This window comes from Mesobacillus zeae, assembly GCF_003570705.1.
Taxonomy (GTDB): Bacteria; Bacillota; Bacilli; order Bacillales; family Cytobacillaceae; genus Mesobacillus_C; species Mesobacillus_C zeae.
This window is the reverse complement of sequence record NZ_QWVT01000002.1, coordinates 1-21623: the sequence shown is the minus strand read 5'-3', so window position 1 is coordinate 21623 and position 21623 is coordinate 1. Positions and strand designations below refer to the sequence as shown.

The window sequence follows — 21623 nt, the reverse complement described above, 5'->3', positions numbered from 1 at the left end:
TAGCTGTACGTAATCTTAAGTCCGAAGCGCTTGTTGTAGCTAGTGTATACGAGGTCTGAAAATTCAGTTTTTATGTTTGAAATTAAAAAAGATGAACAGTAAAATAGGTAGGGATAACAAGAAAGGAGTGTGACAGATGAAAGGCTTGTATAGGGATTTCTTTTTCTTTCCGGATATTACAGTATTGATTTTTGCAATCCTTTGCGGTTTCGGAACCATGCTGTACTTGGGGATGAGTAGTACAATGCTATTTTCGTTCCTTGGAGGGATGCTGTTTTTCGTGTTTATCGAGTATTTTACTCATCGTTACTTTTTCCATTTGAAAGCCCCGGAAAACCGTCTGTTTTTAAAATTTCTGAAAAGGCTGCATTATGACCATCATACCGATCCTGCTAACCTGAAGCTTTTATTCCTACCGGTATGGTACAGCCTCCCGAATTTTTTTATCCTATCTCTCATCTTCTATGCAATTGTTGGAAACATGAATGATACGCTTTCTTTTGGAGTAGGGCTGATGGCGATGCTGCTGATTTATGAATGGAAACATTATGTAGCACACAAACCAATTAAGCCAACAACTCGATTAGGACGATGGGCGAAAAAGACTCACATCCTCCATCACTACAAAAATGAGAATTACTGGTACGGCGTCACCAGTCCGCTCCCCGATTTTCTTTTTGGCACTTTTAAAGATGAAAAGCATGTTGAAACGAGCAAAACAGCAAAAAACCTTGAGCATCGTTCCTGACAATCCTTCCATTCCGAAAAACCGGAAATTCCGGATATACGGAATGATTTTACACTAAGAATTCCGTATATCCGGAATTCTTTTTTTTAACTGTGCTACTTTTGTTCAAAAAGAGATGAATAAAACGTTGAAAGACTTGCACTTTTTAAGTAATATTAAACTTTTCTGAAAATTAAACTTGTATGGCATGTAACTTGCATCCTTTTGAATGTACGTTGTTTTGCATACTTAGGGGTTGAAGAATGTAATCGCTTACCAGGATAAGAATAAGGGGGATGTTGATGGATTTAATTATTATTCTTTTGGCGCTGGGGCTGCTGATGTTTGTGGCCTACCGTGGTTTTTCAGTCATTTTATTTGCGCCAATCTGTGCGTTGTTTGCTGTTTTACTGACAGAGCCAAGCCATGTATTACCATTCTTTTCAAGCATTTTCATGGAAAAGATGGTCGGATTCATAAAAAATTATTTTCCAGTTTTCCTTTTGGGTGCGATTTTTGGCAAGGTAGTTGAAATGTCAGGCCTAGCGGAGTCAATTGCCAAAACGATTGTCAGGGCAATCGGTGCAAAGAGGGCGATGCTTGCGATTGTGCTGCTTGGCGCGATACTGACATATAGCGGTGTGAGCCTTTTTGTTGCTGTTTTTGCGATTTATCCTTTTGCCGCACAGCTATTCAAGCAGGCAGATATCCCAAAGAGGCTCATACCAGGGACAATCGCCCTTGGCGCTTTTACTTTTACAATGGATGCCTTGCCGGGCACACCGCAAATACAAAATGTCATTCCGGTTTCGTTCTTTAAGACAGATATTTACGCAGCACCTCTTCTTGGTATTATGGGCAGCTTGTTTGTCCTCGCCCTTGGCATGCTGTATTTGGAATCGAGAAGAAAGAAAGCAGAAAATGCGGGAGAAGGCTATTCGGGCTTCGGTACAGAAACAGCCGCCACCTCCGAAACGGCAAGCCTCCAGCAGCCTGCAGAAGCAGGTCCGGACTTGGCATCAGGGCAGCCGCTTGTAAGGCAGATTCTCGCATTTGTTCCGCTTATTCTCGTTGGAGTAATGAACAAGGTCTTTGTCACATATATACCAAAATGGTATCCAGAAGGTTTCGATTTCAGCAAGGTAGGAATGGAAGCATTGGGAACAGTTGATATATCGGCAGTTGCTGCTATCTGGGCAGTCGAAATGGCCTTGATTGTCGGGATTATTGCAACGATTCTGTTTGATTGGAAGCGGGTGACCGTGAATTTTAAAGAAGGTTTGAATACAAGCATTGGCGGTTCGCTTTTAGCAACAATGAATACCGCTGCAGAGTATGGTTTTGGAGGGGTGATTGCGGCACTTCCTGGATTCGCGCTCATCTCAAACGGAATATCAGGTACATTTTCCAATCCGCTTGTTAATGGCGCTGTTACGACCACTGCTCTAGCGGGAATAACCGGGTCGGCGTCTGGAGGGATGGGAATTGCGCTAAGTGCGATGGCGGAGACTTATATAAAGGCAATAGAAGCAGCAAATATCCCTCCGGAAGTGATGCATAGGGTTATTTCGATGGCCTCAGGCGGTATGGATACACTTCCGCATAACGGGGCTGTTATTACCCTGCTTGCAGTGACAGGGCTGACACATAAGCAATCTTATAAAGATATTTTTGCGATCACAGTAATCAAAACCCTGGCTGTATTCTTCATCATCGCCATGTATTCATTCACAGGGACAGTTTAAGTGAAACGCATTATTGGAGGGTAATAGTAATGGGAAATATGCTTGAAGGTAGAGTGGCATTTATTACGGGAGCGGCCAGCGGGATTGGGCTTGAGGTAGCAGCGGGGTTTGCCGAAGAAGGAGCCGCTGTCGTTATTTCTGATTTAGACAGTGAGAAAAGCGAGCGGGCGGCAGATGAGCTGTCCGCGAGGGGATTCGAGGCGTTTGCTGCACCATGTGACGTAACTGATGAATCAGCCTTCGGGAAAAGCCTCAATGAAGCATACGAAAGGTTTGGAAGCGTTGATATACTTGTAAATAATGCCGGCCTCCAGCACATATCGCCGATCGAAGGGTTTCCGTCTGATAAATTCGAGCTTCTTATCAAAGTCATGCTCACAGCACCGTTTTTCGGTACAAAACATGTCTTTCCACTGATGAAAAAACAGGGGTATGGACGGATTATCAATATGGCATCAATCAATGGGCTTGTTGGCTTTGCGGGAAAAGCGGCATACAATAGTGCGAAGCATGGCGTAATTGGGCTAACGAAAGTTTCTGCACTCGAAGGTGCTGCCCATGGAATCACGGTAAATGCCCTATGTCCGGGCTATGTCGATACTCCACTCGTTCAAAACCAGCTTAATGATCTTGCCGTGACTAGAAAGGTTCCACTTGAAAGTGTCATTGAGGAAGTCATTTTTCCGCTGGTGCCTCAGAAGCGTTTGTTGGCGGTTGAAGAAATTTCCGATTATGCCGTCTTCCTTGCAAGCGAAAAGGCGAAGGGCGTCACAGGTCAGGCCGTGGTACTTGATGGAGGCTACACAGTACAATAATAGATATTTTCAAAGCAGGCAGGAAGAAGTCATTCTTTCCTGCTTTTTTTAGAAATTTCTCCCGGATGAAAGGATTGGGTACTGACCAAATTTTTCCTTGATTTGATATAATGGACAAAAACTGATAAAGGTGAGGGCATATGAATAGTAGTATCGGGGAAGTCCCGCCTGAATGGCTTGAGGAAATCATCAATCTTTCTGCCGAGCGGATTGTGGTCGTTAACCGTGACGGCATCATTCTCTACATTAATCCTGCCTACTGTGAGTTTTTGGGCACCTCCGTTCAAAATGCGATAGGGCGGCATGTAAAGGATGTAATTGATAATACCCGAATGCATTTGGTAGCCGAAACAGGCCAGGCCGAATTAGCGGCTGTCCAGCCGATAAATGGGAGCGAGATGATTGCCAATCGTTTTCCTCTTATTGTAGATGGTGAACTTGTTGGGGCTTTAGGGACAGTCATGTTCCGGAACCCTGAGGAGTGGATGGTATATCAATCAAAAATCCAGTCTCTTATCAAAGAGCTCAAATATTATAAGCGTCGGGTAGAGAAAGAACTAAAAAGCAAATACAGCTTTGCGGACTTGATTGGGAATTCTCCAGACTTTTTAAATGCAAAGATGCTGGCAGAAAGAGTTGCGGGAAGCCGTTCGGCTGTACTCCTTACGGGAGAATCAGGCACCGGGAAGGAGCTCTTTGCCCATGCCCTTCACCATAACAGCGGGCGTGCTGCCTACCCATTCGTCCCCATCAATTGTGCATCGATTCCTGAGCAATTATTAGAATCCGAATTATTCGGATATGAAGAGGGAGCCTTTACAGGAGCAAAGAAGGGCGGAAAAAAAGGGCTTATTCAAACCGCCGGCAACGGAACAATGTTTCTTGATGAGATTGGGGATATGCCTTTAGCCATGCAAGGGAAGTTATTAAGAGCGCTTCAGGAAAAAGAAATTCAGCAAGTAGGCGGACAAAAAACAATCCCTGTCGATGTAAGAGTGATCGCCGCTACTCACCGCAACCTTGAAGAAATGGTGAAGAAAGGGCAATTTCGCCAGGACTTGTATTACCGCCTGAACGTCATTAAAATTGATATTCCCCCGTTACGGAAGAGGAGGGAGGATATTGAACTCCTTGCAGTAAATTTATTGAAGAAGCTTGAAAAGAGGTTCCACCGCAGGGGGATTGAAATTTCGAAGGAATTAATTAGAAGGCTGGAAAACCATGATTGGCCCGGAAATATCCGGGAGCTTGAAAATGTGCTGGAACGTGCCATCAATGTTTTGGACGGGAGAGTGCTTAAGGTTGCTCATCTTCCCTTGTATCTGCGGGAACCTTATGAACAAGCGTACACTGTAGTGGGAGGCAAGCTGAGAGAGCCTCATGGAAAGCCTCAAATTGCTCCGCTGAGAACAGCCCTTGCTGAAACAGAAAAGAGTTTGCTGCTTGAGGCACTAGCTGTGGCAAATGGTGACAAGCTAGAGGCAGCAAAGCTTCTGCAGATTAGCAAAACGAGCTTTTACGATAAATGTAAAAACCATGGAATCAAATCTAATGAGAGATGAAAGCCCAAGATAAAATAAAAAAACAGGGAGCATGAAAAGTCCCTGTTTTGATAAATCAGTATGAAATATCTTAAGCCATTACAGGAGAGCCTTTAATGGAAACAGCTGTTCCAGCTTTTCCTTCAAGTGCACTGTATGCCTGCTCAAGAGAAGTAATAATTGTTTTACGCGAAGCACTTGTTTCAGCAAAAGTCATGGCTGCTTCAATTTTCGGAAGCATGCTTCCTGGAGCGAATTGTCCTTCTTCAATATAAGTTTTCAATTCTTCCAGAGTTACATCTTCAAGTTTCTTTTGGTTAGGCTTGTTAAAGTTTACATACACATTGTCCACTGCAGTGAGGATCAAGAGGGCATCTGCATCAACTAGTTCAGCAAGCTTTTCAGAAGCGAAGTCTTTGTCGATAACAGCTTCAACACCGCTGAATCCTTCGCCGTTATCTACAACTGGAATTCCGCCGCCGCCAACAGAGATAACGATGTTTCCAGCTTCAACAAGGGAACTGATCACGGAGTGCTCAACGATTCCTACAGGTTTTGGCGATGCAACAACACGCCTCCAGCCGCGGCCAGCGTCTTCTTTGAAGGAAACGCCTGTTTCTTCCATCACGCGTTTTGCTTCTTCTTCACTGTAGAAAGGACCGATTGGCTTTGTTGGATTAACAAAAGCAGAATCCTGTTGGTCAACAAGAACACGTGTCACAACAGTAACGACATCTTTTTTGATTCCTTTTTCCCTTAATGCTTTTTCCATTGCATTTTGCATCCAGTACCCAATCATTCCTTGGCTCATTGCGCCGCATGTGTCAAGAGGCATTGCAGGGTTCTTTTCAGAATCAGCAGCTTTTTGCTGAAGAAGGATGTTTCCGACTTGTGGGCCGTTGCCATGGGAAATGATGATATCAATGCCGTTTTCGATAAAAGCAGCAAGCTGTCTTGCTGTATCTTCTAAAGCCTTTTGCTGTGCCTGTGCTGTAGCTTCTCCTGATTGGATCGCGTTACCGCCTAATGCAATTACTACTTTTTTTCTAGACAATGTGATGACCTCCAAATAGTGTTTTTTTCTAAACTGTTAAATTGATATTTTTCCCATTGCGATCTGAACGATGGCAAAGACCGCAAGGATGACGAATACGGCAGCCGTAATCAGCTCTGGACGGGTAAATATTGTTTTAGCCTTAGACTCTTTTTGGACGCTTCTGAATACCAGTATCCCTGGTGCGTACAGAATCATTGTAAGCAGAAGGTAGTCGACGCCGGCAGCATAAATCATCCAAATGCTGTATACGCTTGCGATAATGCCGACGATCAAGTTTTTGGTCTTATCTGCATATGTGCTCTGAACCGAATGCTTGAGCTGGAAGAATGCAGAGAAAGCGTACGGAATCAGGATAGCTGAAGAAGCCAGAGAGAAAGCAAAGTTATAAGCCTGGTCAGTAAATAGGAAAGACAGGAGGAACACCTGTATCAATACGTTGCTGATCCACATTGAGTTCACTGGTGCGCCATTTTTATTTTCTTTTGCAAACCATTTAGGGAACAAGCCGTCTTTACCTGCAAGGAAAGGTATCTCAGAAGCGAGCAGTGTCCAGCCAAGCCAGGCTCCAAGCACTGAAATGATCAATCCAAGGTTTATGAGGGTAGCGCCCCATTTACCGACAACGCTTTCCAATACATAAGCCATTGACGGGTTATCCAGCGCGGCAACTTCCGGCCTGCTCATCATACCAACGCTCATGAGTGTAATAATGATATAGATGACCAAAGTGCCAAGCAGTCCAATGATAGTTGCTTTGCCGACATCCTTTTTATCCTTCGCGCGGCTTGAAAGGACAACAGCGCCTTCAACCCCAATGAATACCCAGAGAGTTACAAGCATGGTGCTTTTTACTTGTCCCATTACATCTGCGAATTGGAAGCTTCCGCCTGTACCCCAGAAATCAGCAGTAAAAGTATCAAAATGAAAAGCAAAAATTCCAACGATAATAAACAAGAAAACTGGTACCAATTTTGCAATAGTGGTAATGAGGTTGACCATTGCAGCGGATTGAACTCCGCGAAGGATTAAAGCATGTACAAGCCATAAAAGTATGCTTGCTCCGATAATCGAAGCGATATTTTGTCCACCTTTAAAAGTTGGGAAAAAGTAACCGATGGAAGAGAATAGAAGTGTGGCATAGGCAACGTTTCCAAGCCAGGCTGAGAACCAGTAGCCCCATGCACTGTTAAAACCCATGAATCTTCCGAAGCCTTCAGTAGCATAGCTGAAGATACCGCCTTCTAAATCAGGTCGTTTATCCGTCAGGTTTTGGAAAGAGAGACCAAGGGCGATAATACCGACTCCGGTGATAATCCAGCCAAGTACCATTGCTCCTGCTGAAGCATCGCCTGCCATATCCGTAGCCAGGTTGAAAGCGCCGCCGCCGATCATTGAACCAACCACAATGGCGATCAGTGGGAACAAGCCCAGTTTTTTTTCATCAGACATATTTATTGCACTCCTTTATGTTGAATGGAAAGAACAAGGGAGAAGAGAATTTATCCCTTCTCCACCTTGTCCGTTTCTTATTACAGGTTGCCGAGTGTAGCAGCCATGACTGCTTTGATTGTGTGCATTCTGTTTTCCGCTTGGTCGAATACTTTTGAATGTTTGCTGCGGAAAACTTCATCTGTAACTTCCATTTCAGCAAGGCCATGCTTCTCCTTGATGTCGCGTCCGTAAGCAGTTTCCTGGTCATGGAATGCTGGGAGGCAATGAAGGAAAATCATGTTTTCGTTGCCAGTTTTCTTGATCATGTCCATGTTTACTTGGTATGGAGATAGAAGGGCAATTCTTTCAGCGAATTTATCTTCTTCACCCATGGAAACCCAAACGTCAGTATAGATTACATCTGCTTCTGCAACAGCTTCTTCTACGCTGCTTGTGATAGTGATTTTTCCGCCTGATTTCTTAGCGAAATCTTCGGCAATTGTAACGATTTCTTGAGCTGGGAACAAGGATTCAGGGCTGCAGATCCTTACATCCATTCCAACAAGCGCGCCGCCTACAAGAAGGCTGTTTGCTACGTTGTTACGGCCGTCTCCAACATATACGAATTTGATGCCTTCAAGTTTGCCGAAGTTTTCCTGTACTGTAAGGAAGTCAGCAAGAGTTTGGGTTGGATGCCAAAGGTCAGTCAAACCGTTCCAAACTGGCACGCCGGAATGCTCAGCAAGCATTTGTACTTTTTTGTGCTCAAAGCCGCGGAATTCGATACCGTCAAACATTCTGCCAAGAACTTTAGCAGTGTCTTCGATCGATTCTTTCTTTCCAAGCTGGATGTCATCTTTACCAAGGTATTCAGGATGTGCACCAAGGTCGATACAAGCAACTGTGAAAGCACAGCGTGTTCTTGTTGATGGCTTTTCGAAAAGAAGGGCAACATTTTTGCCTTCAAGATGGCGGTGAGTAATGCCTTTTTTCTTTTCATCTTTCAATTTCGCAGCTAATTCGATGAATGATAGAAACTCTTCGCGGCTGAATTCTTGTTCAGCTAGAAAGCTTTTGCCTTTTAAAGTTGTGAAGTCCATTATGCATCTCTCCTATAAATCTTTTATTTTAAGTTTTCGCGTACGATTGGCATGCTCATGCAACGTGGACCCCCACGGCCCCGGGACAATTCCGAGCTGAGGACTTCAATAACCTCAATGCCATGCTGACGAAGCAATTCGTTCGAGATGTAGTTACGGTCATATGTGACAACAACGCCAGGAGCGATTGCCAAAGTGTTGGATCCATCGTTCCACTGTTCACGGGATGCAGCAATTTCGTCTCCGCCGCCGCAAGGAATGAGGACTAGTTCGCTAAGTCCAAGCACTTCTTTCAGTGCTTCCTGAAGGTTGTTGCGGTGTGAAATGCTTACAGTATTTTCTTCTTTGCCTTTTTCCAGAATGTAAACGTTCATTTGTCCGTTTGAATCTTGGATTTCAGGGTGAATAGTGAACTTATCGTAGTCTACCATTGTAAATACAGTGTCAAGGTGCATGAACGCTCTGCATTTTGGAATTTCTACAGCTACTACTTTTTTGAAGGAATCTTGTTTTTTGAACAAGTTAATTGCAATCTGTTCGATTGCTTTTGCAGAAGTACGGGCAGAAACCCCGATAGCAACAACTTCATCGTTAAGTACTAGTTCGTCTCCGCCTTCAATTGAGAATTGATAGTCGCGGTCAAGCCATACTGGAACATCATGCGATGCGAATCTTGGATGGTATTTAATGATATATTGCATGAACAATGATTCACGTTGTCTTGCAGGTTCTCTCATTTTGTTGATGGAAAGTCCGCTTCCAATGCTTGCTGCTGGGTCACGTGTGAAGTAAAGGTTAGGCATTGGGTCTAGATAGAATGGATAGTGATCTTCCATTAATTCGTAAAGGTGTGTTTTCTTTTTAGTGTCGATTTCTTTTTTCAATACGCCGCCCATGATTTTGTCTACCATTTCCTGGGTAGGGAATGAAAGCAAGTATTCTTTCAATACTGCAGTTGCTCCATTGGCAGTCAATTGGCTTTCAGCAAGCATTTCATCGACAAATTGCTTGCGGATATTTTCATCGCTAAGAGTTTCAGCGACAAGCTTCTCCAGGTAAAGAACTTCAGTGCCTCTGTTTTTCAGAGTTTCTGCGAAATAGTCGTGTTCTCTCTGAATGATAGGCAAGTAAGGGATATCATCGAACAAGAGCCTTTGCAGATATTCCGGAGTCAGGTTTTCAACTTCTTTTCCCGGGCGTTTAAGCAATACTGTTTTCAGCGTTCCAATTTCAGAGGTGACGTTGATTGGATGTTTCATAGACTTGTTTCGGCCTTCTTTTACTGCCAATTCAATAGTACTGTTCATGTTTGTCTTTCCTCCTTATGTTGAATCCTTGCTACACCTTTATTCTAAGTGATGGAAACGCTTTATTTTGTAAGCCTCCTTACAAAGTGAGTGTGAATATCATTACACTTTTTTGTTGTCCGTATAAAAACTAGTGAATAAATATTGTAATTCTTTAAGGATATGACCTTAATAAACTAAGATAGGCGTATAAATAGTGCATATATGCAAAATTACGCATACAAAGTTCTACTATTGAGAAAATTCGAAAATAGGGAAAAAAGGACCTTGATACGGATGTTATCAAGGTCCCTTCTCTATTTTCTTCAGGTTATGCAGGGCAAGATCCGGTACAGTACCGCTGCTTAGCTGTTTCAGCTGCTGTGTATCCAGTTCTTTTGTTGAGAAAGTCAATGGAACTCTTTTTTCCTCCCGCTGGATTAAAGAGACATGAGCCAGAGAGTCAGTCAGTTTTCCCCTGCTTTCTTCCTTGTAAAAACTGATAGCCAATTTTTGGGCATGATGCTGATAGTTTTTCAATGTGATGTGGCATTGTACGGTATGGCTGTCATCCACGGAATGGCAGGAGCTTTTTTCTTTTATATATTCAACCGCCTGTACTCCGTCTTTCCCTGAGAATGAGTATGTTTTTGCTGTGGTTTCAATTGTGTGATTAATGATTGGGGAGGCTCCTAGAAGTAAAATTCCTATGATGAGTAATTCGAATTTTTGATAGATCTTGTAATATTCCTGCTTTTCCTGCTTTAGCCATATCGCAAACAGTAAGATTCCCGCTGCCTGTAGAATAGCTGCGAAAATTGGGGCAAATGGTATATTCTTTTGTGATAAAAGATTCTCGATGGCTGTCCCAGTGAATAAATGATCACCGAATGTTTTTGGATCCCCGGGAAGCTGAATAAGCATCAGGAGACCTAAGGAAAAGATTGCTGCGCCCAAAACATTGTAGGACACTTTCGTCATGGCGTACCCCCTTGGTAATATACTGGCTATTTTATGTCTATTATATGAACGGAAGGGTACTGATACAACTTTCCTGCCCGCAAAAAAAATTGAGCGAGCAGATTTGGTGCTGCGTGCTGCAGCAAATTTCCTCCATAAAAAAAGATTGCCGCTTACCTAGCAAGTGTTAGGTAAGCGGCAATCTTCTATATTCAGTTTATCTCTTTTCTGAAAAAGGATCCATATTCCAAACAGCTGCATTTCTCACCATTCACAATGTGCCACATAGAATAGTAGTTTATCGTCAAAATGCCGCTTCAAAATATTCGGGTTTATGTATCCTGATTTTCTTGGCGCATACTGAAATGATATTTTCTTTTTTTAATTGATTCATTAGGAGACTGACAGTTTCCCGAGTTGTTCCAGATATCCTGGAAATTTTAGAAGCGGTTAATGGGCAGGGGATGACGATTTCTGTTCCATCCTTCTCGCCAAGGTCTTCCATAAGGAACTGCAGTGAATGGAGGACTCTGTCCTGTGCATTTGGTATTACAATTTTTTGGACGCGTTTTTGGTGGAGTGAAATAATGCCGGATAACCTGTTGATGATATTCATGAGCAGTTTAGGGTTGGACTTCGCCAGGTCTTCAAGCACATGGGCCTGTATGAAGTATACTTTGATATCGGTTACAGCAATGGCTGTATGCTGATAGTACTTGTCTGTGAAGACCCCGGCAAGAGGGAACATCTGGTCATGCTTTACAAAGTCAAGGTAAAGCATGCTTCCTTGTTCGTTCCCTATTTCAAACATTACATAGCCTTCAATTAAAAAGAAGATTTTATCGCGGGGATCCCCTTCCATGAACAGATACTGATTCTTTTTGTATGTTCTGCTGAAAACATAAGGCTTGAATTTTTCTATCATTTTTTCGGGAAGTGATGAAAAAATGTCAAACTTGCTCAAATCAAATACTGTATCGCATGGTAACAAACTGAACACTCCTTCTTAACACGCTCTCAACTGGCAGGGTTGACAAGTTTCATAAATGCTGTGGCTGCTTCTGGCGACCTGCAAATTACCAGGCAGGTATCATTGCCGCAGATGGTTCCGGCTTTTCCTTCTATTTCAATGGCATCAAGAATGACTCCGAATGCATGAGCATGTCCTGGCAGCGTTTTAATGATGACGAAATAGTGCACTGCTTCAATGCTGACCATGGAGTCTTTTACTTTTCGGTGGAACTTGTCCATGGTGTAATAATCCTGGTCCATTTTAAAACTATATTTAAATCCCCCGTTTTTCCCGGGAATCTTGATTAGTCTTAAAGACCGCAAATCCCTCGAGATGGTAGCCTGGGTGACATCAAGGCCTCGCTTATACAGCATAGAGGCCAATTCTTCTTGGGTTTTAATCTCGTTTTCTGAGATTAGTTCCTTAATAAGCTTTAATCTCATCTCTTTTTTCATGATAATGGCTCTCTTTCTGTCTAAAAATTTTCTCCTATTTCCATAATATTAGCAAAATCCTCAGAATTAAATATATAAACAGTGAATTTATTATGAACTTATGTGATAAAAATAGGTTTTGAAGGATGAATTGTAAGTTTTTTGCCTTTAATTGTTTCTTATGTATATATTTTATCTTATTTTAGGGAATCTACCCACATTTGAAAAATTTATATTTTAGGAAGGTTTCAGTGAGTCCTGTTACATATTATGTATTGACGCCGAACTGTTATTAAACTATACTTAGTTACATAAAGTAACTGATAAAGGGGATGAAATATTTTGAACTTTCACCAAAAGCCAAACATGTTTGTAGAGTCCATCTTTCTTCAGGTTCAAGATCTGAATCGGAGTGTTTCTTTTTATACTAACATACTTGGATTTAAAGTCTTGAAGACAAGCAATGATGGTGTTTCGCTTTCGGCCGATGGAAAGACAGAAATGATCATACTTCAATATAATGAAGGAGTTAGGGAAAGGGAAGCCAGGAAAACGGGGCTTTACCATTTTGCTTTGCTGCTTCCTGAACGCAGGCACCTCGGGGCATTTCTTGCCCATATGATAAAGGCGGGGTTTCCTTTACAAGGTGCTTCTGACCATCTAGTCAGTGAAGCCATTTACATTGCCGACCCAGATGGGAATGGAATTGAAGTATATGCAGACCGCCCTGCAGATGCATGGGTGTGGGAAGAAGGGGAAGTTGAGATGTCATCATTGCCGCTCAATGCGGAAGAGCTTCTCAGTGAAGGCATCGGATATGAGTGGAGCGGCATGCCGGAAGGGACAACGATTGGGCATATCCACCTCCATGTTTCCGATTTAAAGGAGGCTGAAAAGTTCTACTGTCGCACACTCGGGTATGAAGTGGTGAATCGGTATGGATCGCAAGCCCTTTTCCTATCCACTGGAGGCTACCACCACCACATTGGCCTGAACACTTGGAATGGAGCAGGAGCCCCGGCACCCAGTGGGGAGAGTGCGGGCATGAAACTATTTACGATTATGCTTTCCGATATGGATGAAAGGGAGAAAGTATTAGAGAGAATCAGGCAATCTGGAGCTTCTTTCACCCTGGATAGCCAAAGGATACTTGTGCACGATCCATCGGGCACCCAGCTTGCACTTTCTGTTAAATAGGTTTATATTCTCATTTGTTCCAATTTTTATTTTATGCTGTCAAAAACGGTTATTCACGATATAATGGATATTAACAGCAATGTTTTTTGTTGACATTGCACGAAAAATATTTTATGTTAGTAGTAACTGAATAGTTCCTTAAAGGGGAGTAGCTGTACAATAAAGTCGTCATTACGGGACGTGTCCCCGGCTTTATTGGCAACTTATGTTGTTAGCAAGACCTTTACTTAACGGTAATGGTCTTTTTGTATGCTTTTTGGCCTTTACCGCCCGTCGGTAAAGGCCTTTTTATTTGGTTATCCTAATGGCAGGTAATCGGTGAAAAGATACTTTGACAACTGTCCAGCTCTAGCGGCTAGCCTGCTGTTAGGGCTCTGCAAAAGGTTTGCCTTTCTTGTAAGGGCCAGAAAAAGAACTAATATTTAGAGGAGGAAATTTGCATGGATGTATCATTGTTACTTGAATATGGTTGGGTGCTTCTGGTCCTGGTTGCACTTGAAGGACTCCTGGCGGCCGATAACGCCCTTGTGCTGGCGATTATGGTTAAAGACCTTCCGGAGGAAAAGAGAAAGAAAGCATTGTTTTATGGATTGGCTGGAGCATTTATATTTCGTTTTGCCTCTTTGTTCGCTATATCTTTCCTTGTTGATGTATGGCAAGTTCAGGCGATTGGAGCGCTCTATCTCCTGTTTATGTCACTGAACCACATTATCCGTAAGCTTATTAAAGGGGAAGCTGAAGAAAAGCCGAAAAATACTAAAAAGAAGCCAGCGGGCTTCTGGATTACAGTGCTTAAAGTAGAGGTTGCCGATATCGCCTTTGCGGTTGATTCGATTCTTGCGGCTGTCGCTATGGCTGTTATGCTGCCAGATACACCGCTTCCGCAAATTGGAGGTCTTGACGGCGGGAAATTCCTCGTCATTTTTGCCGGAGGTATGATTGGATTGATTATCATGCGTTTTGCAGCGAATATGTTCGTTAAGCTGCTTGAAAGCAGGCCTGGACTTGAGATTGCGGCCTTTGCAATCGTCGGCTGGGTCGGGGTCAAGCTTGCTGTTTATACACTTTCACATCCGGCACTCGGTGTTTTAAGCGAGGAATTCGCCCATTCGACAGGATGGAAAATTGGCTTTTATGTTGTCTTGATCGGGATTGCTGCGGCAGGCTGGTTCCTATCAAATGATAAAAATGCAGAGGGTCAGGTTAAAAAGTCAAAAATATCATAGTCTAAAATGTGCTGCTTGATAATAGCAACGCTAACGCTTCAATAATATTCCATTTCCGTTCACTTTTTGGACGGATTTTTTTTATTCGCTTACTATATATCGTGGTAAAATGATGATTATACATACAATATGTGGTAAATGGTAGGGGGATAAAGAATGGAAAATGCTTTGTACGAACGATTCAGAGAAATCGTGGAAAGCAGTAATCAGGATGTCGTCCAGGAAAATGCGAATGTAGACGGGCTGTCACCGATGGGAATGATGCTGCTGTTTGCATCAGCATCCACGAAAGCCTATACAGTTGATCATCTCTTGTCAGACGAAGTAAAAACAGCATACAGTAACGGATATATACACATTCATGACCTTGATTTCTATGCAAGTGGCACAACGACTTGCACACAGCTGCCATTGAGCAAAATTTTAAAGGGTGGATTTAATACAGGACATGGCCATATGCGGGAGCCTAACAGCATAATGAGTGCCATGGCATTGACAAGCATTATATTCCAGTCGAACCAGAACAATCAGCATGGGGGTCAGTCTATTCCTGCTTTTGATTATGACCTTGCCCCATATGTCCAGAAGTCATTCAACCAAAATAAAAGGATGCTTACAGATTTTTTGCCTAGTACCGAGGATGAAACCATTGAGGAAAAGGCGTGGAAATTGACAGAAAGAGATGTATTTCAGGCATGTGAAGCTTTTGTCCATAACAGCAATTCCATGCATTCGCGCGGCGGCGGGCAAGTCCCGTTCATTTCAGTCAATTTGGGGACCGACACTTCAATGGAAGGAAGGATGGTCACAAGGAATCTCCTCCTTGCGACTCAAAAGGGCTTAGGAGCTGGAGAAACACCAATTTTTCCGATTATAGTATTCAAGGTGAAAAATGGGGTGAATTTTAATGAAGGAGACCCCAATTATGATCTTTACCGACTGTCTCTTGAGACGACTTCAAGGCGTTTGTTTCCAAACTACGTGTTCATTGATGCACCATTCAATCTTGCCTATTATGATGGTTCGCCCGAAAGTGAAATTGCCACAATGGGGTGCAGGACCAGGACGATATCCAATGTGAACGGGAAGGAAACACCCGTAGGCAGAGGCAACCTTTCTTTTACCACAATTAACTTGCCATTACTGGCTATTGAAGCAAGAGATATAAACAGCTTCTTTGAACAGCTTGGATATTATACCGATTTGGCTGTCAGGCAGCTTTATGAACGGTTTTTGTATCAATCCCAAAAAACGGCATCCCACTTTAAGTTTCTCTATGGCCAGGGTGCGTGGTGGAATGGTGAAACATTAAATCCGCATGATAAGCTTGGAGAAATACTGAAACAAGGGACATTGTCTGTTGGGTTTGTTGGTTTGGCAGAAGCACTTTCAGCACTCACGGGGATGCATCATGGGGAAAGTCTAGATTCAAGAAATCTTGGTATCGATATCGTCCGTTTTATGCGGGAGAAAATGGATCGGGCAACAACGGAATATGGTATGAACTACAGTCTTCTGGCGACCCCAGCTGAATCGTTTGCCGGGAAAGCGCTGCGACTCACCAGAAGCAGACATGGAATCATCAAAGGAGTTACCGACAGGGAGTATTTCACAAATTCATTCCATGTACCGGTTTACTATCCTATTAAAGCAGTGGATAAAATAAAAATAGAAGCTCCATACCATGAACTAACTAATGCCGGACATATTACATATATCGAGCTTGACGGAGATACAAACAAAAATATTGATGCGCTTGATTCAATTCTTCGGGCGATGCAAAAGTACGGAATAGGTTATGGAAGCATCAACCATCCAGTTGATGGCTGTATGGTATGCGGGCATCAGGGTATTATCGACAATGAGTGCCCGTCCTGCGGCAACAAGGATGAATCCAAAATTGAACGGATTCGGAGGATTACAGGTTATTTAGTCGGGAGTTTAAACCGATGGAACAGCAGTAAAAGAGCCGAAGAGAAGGAAAGAAGAACGCACATCTAGCGGTGAGGGCTTTGAAATTTCCTGTGAACGCTAAAAGGAGAAGATGGCGATGAGGAACCAGGATTATGGAAAGAATAAGCTGAGAGTAGTGAACATTGTCCATGACAGCATTGTGGATGGGCCAGGACTGCGCACAGTTTTCTTTTTTTCCGGCTGTGCCCACCGCTGTAAGGGATGCCATAACCCTGAGTCCTGGAATCCGGAATATGGAGATGAATGGGATGTTGAATCGCTGTATCGGGAAGCAGTTGGCAACGAGCTGTGTGATGTGACATTTAGCGGGGGAGATCCGTTTTATCAGGGGACCGGTATTATGAACCTTGCTAAAATGCTGAAAAAAGCAGGGAAAAGGATTTGGTGCTATACAGGTTATACTTTTGAAGAAATTCAAAAGCGGCCTCTGTTTAAAAGCACTTTAGAATATATAGATGTCCTGGTGGATGGACGCTTCCGAGAAGCGGAACGCGATTTGACCTTGAAATTTAAAGGGAGCCGCAATCAGCGGCTCATAGACGTCCAGAAAAGCATGAATGAATCAACCGTGATTTTATGGGATGAGCATTAATATCTTTTGGAATAATAATTTTCAGTGTAATAAGGCTGGGATTTATTGTTAAACGCAACACCTATTCCAAGCAAACGGTAGTCAGGCTGCAGTATGTTTTTCCTATGACCAAGCGAATTCATCAGTCCTTCATGGGCAAAAACAGAGCTGTTTTGCCCATAGGCAAGGTTTTCCCCCGCTACTGAAAATTTGATATCATCCTCCGCCATTCGGTCAAACGGAGATTGTCCTTCAAGGTTGGTGTGGCTGAAATAATTGTTTTCGGCCATATCTTTGCTGTGATTTCGCGCTGTTTCCCTAATGTGTTCATCCCAGGAGAGGATGGGAAGGTTTTTTTCAGCCCTTTCGGCATTTGTCAAATCAAACAGCTGATATTCAAAACCTTCCTTTAGTTGGTCATTGGCTTCTGAATAATAGTCCTGTTTTTTATTTTCAAGCCTTTCGCTGATGATTTGGATAGATGTGACGGCATCCCCTTCATGCTTGTCGTAAAAAATCGTGATATAGGTTCCATCTATATGAAACAGGTCGTAGTCCCTGTCAGCCGGAAGTTTGTAGAAAGTCATCCTTTTGTGGATTTTCGTGAGAGGTTCACCCAGTTGGTCTAATACTTTCTCGCGAGAAATGCCATGTTTGATGCCCAGTCTGGAAGAAATTAAATCCTGGTTTGAATATAGGCCTTCTACAATGCCGTTTTCGTCATATGCCGCCATTGTAAAGTTTTGATAATTTTGATGGTAGGTGTTCCAGTGTACTCCGTATTCATTGTAGCTGCTTCGTTTAGCAATACCCAGCTGCTGTTCGGTATCTTTTTTTGAGTCGCCAATTTCTATATTATGAACGGATAGAACCTGATCTGCGGGAATGCCAAGGTCAGGTTTCTTGATTTTTTCCGAAACTCCCTTAGGCTGTTTGCCCGTATATTTCCCGAGTGCGGTATTGAGTTCTTGCTGTAAACTTTCAAATCCGCCGATGATTGAGTTAAGAGAAAGGCTGTAATTCTTCTCCTGATTTTCGCTGCTGGAGGACAAGCTGCCGGTAAATGAATCTTTGACTGCAGAAATTCGATCGTCTATTGCCGGCCAGGAAATATAAAGGAATAAACAGGACATCAGGATCACCAAATACCTCATCGGATTCCTCACTTTCTTTGTTTTGGCTGCATCTGTATCTAATGAAGAGAACAAAAGCCTATTTTTAATATATCCAGCAAACACCATGAGTAAAAGTAAAGTGAAAGAACATCTGTAATAAATACCCAAAAAAAGTTGTTGCAAAACCTGGGGGACAGATAGAACTATTTACTATCATTTAAAAAAAACGGGCTGAATGCCCGTTTAAGTCAGTGGATAGGGATATTCTTTTAGAGTGCTGCTATTTCTGAAACTATTTCATAGGAGCGGAGCCTTGCCTGATGATCATAAATTTGGGCATTGATAATTATTTCGTTCGCCTGTGTTTTGTCTAAAAATGATTGCAACTGCTTCCTTATACGATCAGAATCCCCAATGATCGAGGAGCTGAGCTGATTTAATAAAATTTCTTTCTCATAGTCTGTCCAAAGCGCGTCCATATCGTCGACAGGTGGCTGTAAAGGTCCTGGGTTATTCCTAATTAAATTCAGGAATTGCTGCTGCATCGAAGTTGCAAGCCTTTTTGCTTCATCGGCAATATCTGCAGCGATCACGTTAAGTCCAACCATTGCATATGGTTCTTTTAATACATCTGATGGTTTAAAGCTCCGGCGGTATATGTCCAAAGCTGGCAAAGTGTTTTCAGGGGAAAAGTGGCTGGCGAAGGAAAATGGAAGGCCGAGTTCCCCTGCGAGCCGGGCACTGAAACCGCTCGATCCCAGAAGCCAGACAGGAACGCTAAGGCCTTCTCCTGGAATAGCCCTTACGCGTGGCTTTTCTTCCTTGGAGATTGGGTTGAAATACCCTCGAAGTTCATTGAGCTGTTCCGGAAAATCCTGGCCGTCGCTCCTCCGTTCTCTCCTGAGAGCAAAAGCTGTTAACTGGTCCGTACCGGGGGCTCGGCCCAACCCAAGATCAATTCGTCCGGGGAATAATGACTCGAGTGTGCCGAATTGCTCTACGATAACAAGCGGTGCGTGGTTTGGGAGCATAATTCCGCCCGAACCCACTCTGATCGTTGAAGTTCCTGATGCAACATGTCCGATAACAACTGAAGTCGCCGAACTTGCGATCCCTGGCATATTATGATGCTCAGCCAGCCAATATCTGTGATACCCCATTTTTTCCGCATGTCTGGCAAGGTCAACTGTGTTCATTAATGATTGAGCAGCGGTACCGCCAGAAATAATGGGGGAAAGGTCTAGGACGGAGAGGGGAATATCCCTAAGCTTCTTTCCGTAACTATTTATATAAGAAGTGCCTAACATTTTTTCATCTTCTTTCCTGCAGAATTCTATTCTTTGTGCCATTTTCAACATCATCATTTTAACAGCGATATTTCGGGACGTGAAATAAAAAGCTTTGTCAGGGAACTATTGGCAATGTTTCTGGTATGGCCAGCTCATCAGTTTTTGCCGGGAACAATGTACTATTTCAACCAAAAATAAGAAAAAATAACTCAGGATACTTGCCTATTCTTTCAAGTTCTGTTATTCTAAAAAAGAATTATTTTTGTTCGTTATGGATAGTTCACCTGAATATATCACTGAGAGCAAGAATAGTAACAAATGTGTGAATAGCACACTGGGAGGCAACAAACATGGAAAATGGTAAAGTAAAATGGTTTAACGCAGAAAAAGGCTTCGGCTTCATCGAGCGTGAAGGCGGAGAAGACGTATTCGTTCATTTCTCAGCTATTCAAGGTGAAGGCTTCAAATCTCTTGACGAAGGTCAAGAAGTATCATTTGACGTTGAGCAAGGCGCTCGTGGACCACAAGCAGCCAACGTTGTAAAACTGTAATAACTAACTTTACAACTTTCAAACAGATCCTTCGGGGTCTGTTTTTATTTTGTGGTTTTTAGGGAATACCAAGAAAAAAGCCAGCCGGAAACGGCTGGCTTCAAGATTAAAGCACAATAAAAAACCTTGCGCAATCGCAAGGTTTTTCGATGGAGAATAGGGGGCTCGAACCCCTGACCTCTTGCATGCCATGCAAGCGCTCTCCCAGCTGAGCTAATCCCCCGTACTGAATCGCTATCAGGTACAAGAAAGATTATAGCCGCTAAATTGTTTGTGTGCAAGAGGAAATTGAAATTTTTTTCTGGTTAATGATAGCGGATTGCAGGATGTCCTAATGTAGCCATGTTGGCTGGATCGCTTAAAGGCTCTGGATTTCCACCCTTTCTATCCCTTCAATCAATGATACCGTCTGGTAAACATCTGTTGTTTTCCTTCGGATGTCTACCGTAACGACCAGTTGGATTTGCTGGTCACCTTCCGCAAGATCTTTAATGCGTACATTTTTAAGGGAAATTTTTTCTTTCTTTATCAATGAAAGAATATCAGCAATGCTTCCTTTGCTCCTGACTCTAAATTCAAGCATGATTTCCTTTTCGCGAAGCTGTTTTGGCCCTACGAGTCCCATTAAGAAAGGCATGAATTCAACGCTGAAAATCAATAAGGCAACTCCGGCAATTGCCTCCATATAGAATCCTGCGCCAACGGCAATCCCTATTCCTGCTGCGCCCCAAATCATGGCAGCTGTAGTAAGCCCTGATATCGTATCATTTCCTCTGCGCAGTATGACACCTGCACCAAGAAAACCTATTCCTGAAACGATTTGGGCGGCGAGACGGAGGGGGTCCATAGTGATGTTGACATCGCCATCTCCTGGAAACATATAAGCGGATTCGCTTGATACTATTGTTAATAGGCAACTTACTATAGAAATAACAAGACTTGTCTTTAATCCGACAGGCTTACGCTTTAGTTCCCGTTCAAGTCCGATAACGAGGCCCAGAAATGCTGATAGTCCGAGTCTTAATAAAATTTCTGCATCAATAACATGGATAGCCATATTCCACACCCTTAAGGAAAAAAGTATTTTAAGAAACAGGAGGGCTGCTTAGACAAACGGTAAGCATTAATATTCTCGTGCGATTACTTTCTATATGAAAATATGTTTTGGAATGAGTATTTATCACAAGCGAGAAGAACAAAACATGCTGCTGTTAAATACCCCGGAGCAATTTTATATATCCGTTGAAGATCGCTTTTAAACGTCAAATGTTAGCTGGGTCTCATTCCGGAGCTGTGTTTGCCTGAAACAAAAGGGATATTTCAATTGAAAAAAGTATATTGCAAACATGTTTCAATCATGTTATAGTTAATATCGCTTCAGCAAAAAGACATGCCGTCATGAATAAAACTTTTGAAATAAAAAAATAAAAAAAGTCTTTACTTCAGTAACTCGGTGTGCTATATTAATAAAGTCGCTTCGGCGGCAAGCTAACTAAATTGCTCTTTGAAAACTAAACAAACAAGCGTCAACAAACAATATTTTATGATGACTTCCTAACGGAAGTACATCAGCCAACGTTTTATTTTATGAG

Annotated in this window: 19 protein-coding genes and 1 tRNA gene; 9 read left to right on the top strand and 11 right to left on the bottom strand. The window is 42.7% G+C overall.

Features of this window, described 5'->3' with window-relative positions; all coding sequences use genetic code 11:
• Positions 1 to 136 precede the first annotated feature (136 nt).
• From D1970_RS00585 to D1970_RS00570, 4 genes are all read left to right on the top strand, one after another.
• Positions 137 to 748 carry a sterol desaturase family protein gene (locus tag D1970_RS00585; protein ID WP_119110942.1) on the top strand — a complete coding sequence of 204 codons (612 nt, stop codon included), beginning with the start codon at positions 137 to 139 and terminating at the stop codon, positions 746 to 748.
• Positions 749 to 1029: 281 nt separating this feature from the next.
• On the top strand, positions 1030 to 2472 hold the full coding sequence (locus D1970_RS00580) for a GntP family permease (protein WP_119110941.1): 1443 nt from the start codon (positions 1030 to 1032) through the stop codon (positions 2470 to 2472).
• Between the two features lie 38 nt (positions 2473 to 2510).
• On the top strand, positions 2511 to 3287 hold the full coding sequence (locus D1970_RS00575) for a 3-hydroxybutyrate dehydrogenase (protein WP_119111073.1): 777 nt from the start codon (positions 2511 to 2513) through the stop codon (positions 3285 to 3287).
• Between the two features lie 140 nt (positions 3288 to 3427).
• Entirely contained in the window at positions 3428 to 4849 is a 1422-nt protein-coding gene (locus tag D1970_RS00570; protein ID WP_119110940.1) for a sigma-54 interaction domain-containing protein, read from the top strand.
• A 70-nt stretch (positions 4850 to 4919) separates the two neighbouring features.
• Here the strand turns inward: D1970_RS00570 and arcC are convergent, their stop codons facing one another.
• From arcC to argR, 7 genes are all read right to left on the bottom strand, one after another.
• Positions 4920 to 5882, bottom strand: coding sequence for a carbamate kinase (gene arcC / locus D1970_RS00565; protein WP_119110939.1), 963 nt, complete (start codon positions 5880 to 5882; stop codon positions 4920 to 4922).
• 36 nt (positions 5883 to 5918) lie between these two features.
• Positions 5919 to 7334, bottom strand: coding sequence for an arginine-ornithine antiporter (arcD, locus tag D1970_RS00560; RefSeq protein WP_119110938.1), 1416 nt, complete (start codon positions 7332 to 7334; stop codon positions 5919 to 5921).
• Between the two features lie 80 nt (positions 7335 to 7414).
• Positions 7415 to 8416: an ornithine carbamoyltransferase gene (gene argF / locus D1970_RS00555; protein ID WP_119110937.1), complete on the bottom strand. Its 1002-nt coding sequence runs from the start codon at positions 8414 to 8416 to the stop codon at positions 7415 to 7417.
• Between the two features lie 23 nt (positions 8417 to 8439).
• Positions 8440 to 9675, bottom strand: a complete 1236-nt coding sequence (gene arcA, locus D1970_RS00550; protein ID WP_119111072.1) for an arginine deiminase — start codon at positions 9673 to 9675, stop codon at positions 8440 to 8442.
• A gap of 330 nt (positions 9676 to 10005) precedes the next feature.
• Positions 10006 to 10683 (bottom strand): hypothetical protein, encoded by a 678-nt coding sequence (locus D1970_RS00545; protein ID WP_119110936.1) that lies wholly within the window; start codon positions 10681 to 10683, stop codon positions 10006 to 10008.
• 283 nt (positions 10684 to 10966) lie between these two features.
• Positions 10967 to 11653 (bottom strand): Crp/Fnr family transcriptional regulator, encoded by a 687-nt coding sequence (locus tag D1970_RS00540; protein ID WP_119110935.1) that lies wholly within the window; start codon positions 11651 to 11653, stop codon positions 10967 to 10969.
• 26 nt (positions 11654 to 11679) lie between these two features.
• Positions 11680 to 12129 carry an arginine repressor gene (gene argR / locus D1970_RS00535; RefSeq protein ID WP_119110934.1) on the bottom strand — a complete coding sequence of 150 codons (450 nt, stop codon included), beginning with the start codon at positions 12127 to 12129 and terminating at the stop codon, positions 11680 to 11682.
• Positions 12130 to 12450: 321 nt separating this feature from the next.
• Between argR and D1970_RS00530 the strand changes: the two genes are divergently transcribed.
• The 4 genes from D1970_RS00530 (at position 12451) to nrdG (ending at position 17097) form a co-directional block, all read left to right on the top strand.
• Entirely contained in the window at positions 12451 to 13305 is an 855-nt protein-coding gene (locus D1970_RS00530; RefSeq protein WP_119110933.1) for a VOC family protein, read from the top strand.
• Positions 13306 to 13745: 440 nt separating this feature from the next.
• Complete coding sequence (locus D1970_RS00525) at positions 13746 to 14531, top strand: MeeY/MeeF family manganese export membrane protein (protein ID WP_119110932.1); 786 nt, start codon at positions 13746 to 13748, stop codon at positions 14529 to 14531.
• 156 nt (positions 14532 to 14687) lie between these two features.
• The gene (locus tag D1970_RS00520) at positions 14688 to 16532 is read left to right on the top strand and encodes an anaerobic ribonucleoside triphosphate reductase (RefSeq protein WP_119110931.1); all 1845 of its coding nucleotides are present in this window, start codon (positions 14688 to 14690) and stop codon (positions 16530 to 16532) included.
• Positions 16533 to 16611: 79 nt separating this feature from the next.
• Entirely contained in the window at positions 16612 to 17097 is a 486-nt protein-coding gene (nrdG, locus tag D1970_RS00515; protein WP_119111071.1) for an anaerobic ribonucleoside-triphosphate reductase activating protein, read from the top strand.
• Here nrdG and D1970_RS00510 read toward each other — a convergent pair.
• Both D1970_RS00510 and D1970_RS00505 read right to left on the bottom strand, forming a co-directional pair.
• Complete coding sequence (locus D1970_RS00510) at positions 17094 to 18230, bottom strand: CAP domain-containing protein (protein ID WP_119111070.1); 1137 nt, start codon at positions 18228 to 18230, stop codon at positions 17094 to 17096. The two genes, nrdG and D1970_RS00510, sit on opposite strands and share 4 nt — an antisense overlap.
• 230 nt (positions 18231 to 18460) lie before the next feature.
• Complete coding sequence (locus tag D1970_RS00505; RefSeq protein WP_119111069.1) at positions 18461 to 19498, bottom strand: LLM class flavin-dependent oxidoreductase; 1038 nt, start codon at positions 19496 to 19498, stop codon at positions 18461 to 18463.
• Between the two features lie 332 nt (positions 19499 to 19830).
• Here D1970_RS00505 and D1970_RS00500 point away from each other — a divergent pair, with 332 nt between their 5' ends.
• Positions 19831 to 20031, top strand: coding sequence for a cold-shock protein (locus tag D1970_RS00500; RefSeq protein ID WP_071460486.1), 201 nt, complete (start codon positions 19831 to 19833; stop codon positions 20029 to 20031).
• Positions 20032 to 20181: 150 nt separating this feature from the next.
• On the opposite strand, the gene D1970_RS00495 is transcribed toward D1970_RS00500, so the two are convergent.
• A tRNA-Ala gene (locus D1970_RS00495) sits at positions 20182 to 20254 on the bottom strand.
• A gap of 135 nt (positions 20255 to 20389) precedes the next feature.
• Complete coding sequence (locus tag D1970_RS00490; RefSeq protein ID WP_181213363.1) at positions 20390 to 21088, bottom strand: MgtC/SapB family protein; 699 nt, start codon at positions 21086 to 21088, stop codon at positions 20390 to 20392.
• Positions 21089 to 21623 lie beyond the last annotated feature (535 nt).

What these genes read in the sequence shown, in the direction of transcription:
- D1970_RS00525 (WP_119110932.1), top strand. Translation starts at nt 13,746, where the DNA reads ATGGATGTATCATTGTTACTTGAATATGGTTGGGTGCTTCTGGTCCTG.
- D1970_RS00585 (WP_119110942.1), top strand. Translation starts at nt 137, where the DNA reads ATGAAAGGCTTGTATAGGGATTTCTTTTTCTTTCCGGATATTACAGTA.
- arcA (WP_119111072.1), bottom strand. Translation starts at nt 9,675, where the DNA reads ATGAAACATCCAATCAACGTCACCTCTGAAATTGGAACGCTGAAAACA.
- D1970_RS00500 (WP_071460486.1), top strand. Translation starts at nt 19,831, where the DNA reads ATGGAAAATGGTAAAGTAAAATGGTTTAACGCAGAAAAAGGCTTCGGC.
- D1970_RS00570 (WP_119110940.1), top strand. Translation starts at nt 3,428, where the DNA reads ATGAATAGTAGTATCGGGGAAGTCCCGCCTGAATGGCTTGAGGAAATC.
- D1970_RS00490 (WP_181213363.1), bottom strand. Translation starts at nt 21,088, where the DNA reads ATGGCTATCCATGTTATTGATGCAGAAATTTTATTAAGACTCGGACTA.
- D1970_RS00580 (WP_119110941.1), top strand. Translation starts at nt 1,030, where the DNA reads ATGGATTTAATTATTATTCTTTTGGCGCTGGGGCTGCTGATGTTTGTG.
- argF (WP_119110937.1), bottom strand. Translation starts at nt 8,416, where the DNA reads ATGGACTTCACAACTTTAAAAGGCAAAAGCTTTCTAGCTGAACAAGAA.
- arcD (WP_119110938.1), bottom strand. Translation starts at nt 7,334, where the DNA reads ATGTCTGATGAAAAAAAACTGGGCTTGTTCCCACTGATCGCCATTGTG.
- D1970_RS00575 (WP_119111073.1), top strand. Translation starts at nt 2,511, where the DNA reads ATGCTTGAAGGTAGAGTGGCATTTATTACGGGAGCGGCCAGCGGGATT.
- D1970_RS00505 (WP_119111069.1), bottom strand. Translation starts at nt 19,498, where the DNA reads ATGTTAGGCACTTCTTATATAAATAGTTACGGAAAGAAGCTTAGGGAT.
- D1970_RS00545 (WP_119110936.1), bottom strand. Translation starts at nt 10,683, where the DNA reads ATGACGAAAGTGTCCTACAATGTTTTGGGCGCAGCAATCTTTTCCTTA.
- D1970_RS00510 (WP_119111070.1), bottom strand. Translation starts at nt 18,230, where the DNA reads ATGAGGTATTTGGTGATCCTGATGTCCTGTTTATTCCTTTATATTTCC.
- D1970_RS00520 (WP_119110931.1), top strand. Translation starts at nt 14,688, where the DNA reads ATGGAAAATGCTTTGTACGAACGATTCAGAGAAATCGTGGAAAGCAGT.
- argR (WP_119110934.1), bottom strand. Translation starts at nt 12,129, where the DNA reads ATGAAAAAAGAGATGAGATTAAAGCTTATTAAGGAACTAATCTCAGAA.